We start from the raw sequence: 3,191 nt of genomic DNA, 5'->3' as shown, positions 1-3,191 counted from the left end.
GAAAGCATCCAAGAGGGATTTTCCTGTGATAAGGTTGGCGGCGACCGACTCTCCCACCGGTGAAGGCAGTACCATAGGCGCACCGGGGCTTAACGGCTCTGTTCGGAATGGGAAGAGGTGAACACCCGGGCTAAAGCCACCATTGCTGGCGGGTCATTACGTGTTCGTGTAACGACTCAATAACTCGACGTAAGGGGACAAAAACGAAGCGCTGGACGCGCAACTTGACGACATATGCAGAGAAGCCCTCGGCCACTTAGTACGGCTCAGCTATTGTGTTTCCACTTGTTCACCTGCCGCCTATCCACGTCGTCATCTCCGACGGGCCTTCAATTGGGAAATCTCATCTCCAGGGGAGTTTCGCACTTAGATGCTTTCAGCGCTTATCTCGTCCCAGCGTAGCTACCCGGCGCTGCACCTGGCGGTACAACCGGCGCACCAGCGGCTGGTCCATCCCGGTCCTCTCGTACTAAGGACAGGTCCTGTCAAATTTCCAACGCCCACCACAGATAGGGACCGAACTGTCTCACGACGTTCTGAACCCAGCTCGCGTGCCACTTTAATCGGCGAACAGCCGAACCCTTGGGACCTTCTCCAGCCCCAGGACGTGACGAGCCGACATCGAGGTGCCAAACCTCCCCGTCGATATGAGCTCTTGGGGGAGATCAGCCTGTTATCCCCGGCGTACCTTTTATCCTTTGAGCGATGGCCCTTCCATGCGGAACCACCGGATCACTATATCCGTCTTTCGACCCTGCTCGGCTAGTCAGCCTCACAGTCAAGCCCGCTTCTGCTATTGCGCTCTGCGTCCGGTTACCAAGCGGACTGAGCGGACCTTTGAAAGCCTCCGATACTCTTTTGGAGGCGACCACCCCAGTCAAACTACCCAGCAGCCACTGTCTCCACTTTGTGGATTAGGCAGCAGGCACAGTAAGGGCGGTATTTCAACGTCGGCTCCCCGAGAACTAGCGTCCCCGGCTCAGCGCCTCCCGCCTATGCTACACATACTGAACCCACCACCAATGGCAACCTATAGTAAAGGTGCACGGGGTCTTTCCGTCCCGTGGCGGGTACTCGGCATCTTCACCGAGACTACAATTTCACCGAGCTCACGGCTGAGACAGCGCCCAGATCGTTACACCATTCGTGCAGGTCGGAACTTACCCGACAAGGAATTTCGCTACCTTAGGACCGTTATAGTTACGGCCGCCGTTTACCGGGGCTTCGATTCAAACCTTCGCCTTGCGACTAAGTTCCCCTCTTAACCTTCCGGCACCGGGCAGGTGTCAGACCTTATACGTCCGCTTACGCGTTAGCAAAGTCATGTGTTTTTGTTAAACAGTCGCCTGGGCCTTTTCACTGCGGCTTCTGGTATTGCTACCAGGAAGCGACCCTTCTCCCGAAGTTACAGGTCCATTTTGCCGAGTTCCTTGGCCGTGATTCACTCGAGCGCCTCAGGATACTCTCCTTGACTACCTGTGTCGGTTTGCGGTACGGGTAATAGTAAAATTAAAACGCTTAGCAGGTTTTCTTGGCAGTCGGATTAGGCACACTATCCGCGTGACCCGAAGGTCGTACGGTACTATCAGCTTTCGACTAGGTGAGCGTACTTAACTACTCTCCCAATATCTACGGCCTTCAACGGGCACTTCCGTCCGCCCGCGGTGCTTTCACTTCTGCGTCACTGCATCACTTTTTACCATTAGTACAGGAATATTAACCTGCTGTCCATCGAGTTCACCTTTCGGCTGCCCCTTAGGTCCCGACTAACCCAGCTCCGATTAGCGTTGAGCTGGAAACCTTAGTCTATCGGCGTGCGGGTTTCTCACCCGCATTATCGTTACTCATGCCTACATATGCGTTTCTCCACGCTCCAACATGCCTGACGACACGCCTTCACCGCAAGGAGAATGCTCCCCTACCACGTAGTCATCTTGCAGACTACATCCAAAGCTTCGGTACTAGATTTGATGCCCGCGTATTATCGATGCCCGGTCGCTCGACCAGTGAGCTGTTACGCACTCTTTAAAGGAATGGCTGCTTCCAAGCCAACCTCCTGGCTGTCAAAGCAACTGGACCTCCTTTGTTCAACTTAATCTAGATTTAGGGACCTTAGCTGTTGGTCTGGGTTCTTTCCCTCTCGGCCGGGGACCTTAGCACCCCAGGCCTCACTGCCGGCTATAGCCAGTGGCATTCGGAGTTCATCAGGATTCGGTAGGCTCTGACACCCCCTAGTCCTATTGGTAGCTCTACCTCCACTGACCTCGACGCCGACGCTGTACCTCAATACATTTCGGGGAGTACGAGCTATTTCTCAGTTTGATTGGCCTTTCACCCCTACCCTCAAGTCATCCAAATCCTTTTCAACGGAAACTGGTTCGGTCCTCCAGTGCCTGTTACGGCACCTTCAACCTGCTCAAGGGTAGCTCACAAAGTTTCGCGTCTACCCCCTCTGACTGCGCGCCCTGTTCAGACTCGCTTTCGCTGCGGCTCCGAAGCTTCAACTTCTTAACCTTGCCAGAGAGGAGTAACTCGTAGGCTCATTATGCAAAAGGCACGCTATCAGGATACGAAATCCCTCTAACTGCTTGTAAGCACACGGTTTCAGGTTCTTTTCACTCCGGTATTCCCGGTTCTTTTCACCTTTCCCTCACGGTACTAGTTCACTATCGGTGTCTCAGGAGTATGTAGCCTTAGCGGATGGTGCCGCTTGCTTCAGACGGGGTTTCTCCGGCCCCGCCCTACTCAGGGTACCGCTACCGTAAATCAGAATTGTCGCTTACCGGGCTCTCACCGTCTATGGCCTGCTTTCCCAAGCAGTTCAGCTAACTCGATTTAATCAGATGTCGCGGCCCTACAACCCCGGACTGGCCGTAACCAACCCGGTTTGGGCTCCTCCCCGTTCGCTCGCCACTACTTGGGGAATCATTGTTATTTTCTTTTCCTGCCGGTACTTAGATGTTTCAGTTCCCGGCGTTTGCCACCGCTGGTCAAGCCAGTCGGTTCACGCATCTTCCATGCGCGGGGTTGCCCCATTCGGAAATCTCGGGATCAGCGAGTATGTGCCTCTACCCCGAGCTTATCGCAGCTTATCGCGTCCTTCATCGCCTCTGAGACCCTAGGCATCCCCCGTGTGCTCTTGCTTACTTCTCTTTCGTAATCAACACTTGTTTGATTGAGTTCTTGCGAAC

2 rRNA genes are annotated in these 3,191 nt (G+C 54.3%); both read right to left on the bottom strand.

Annotated features, from left to right (window positions below):
* Window positions 1–32: 32 nt before the first annotated feature.
* Window positions 33–144: ribosomal RNA gene (gene rrf, locus ACYVDE_RS18415) — 5S ribosomal RNA — on the bottom strand.
* Window positions 145–236: 92 nt separating this feature from the next.
* A 23S ribosomal RNA gene (locus tag ACYVDE_RS18410) occupies window positions 237–3,153 on the bottom strand.
* Window positions 3,154–3,191 lie beyond the last annotated feature (38 nt).

This window comes from Hymenobacter agri (assembly GCF_054778495.1).
Note: the sequence above shows the minus strand (reverse complement) of the source record. Positions and strands in the feature narration are given on the sequence as shown.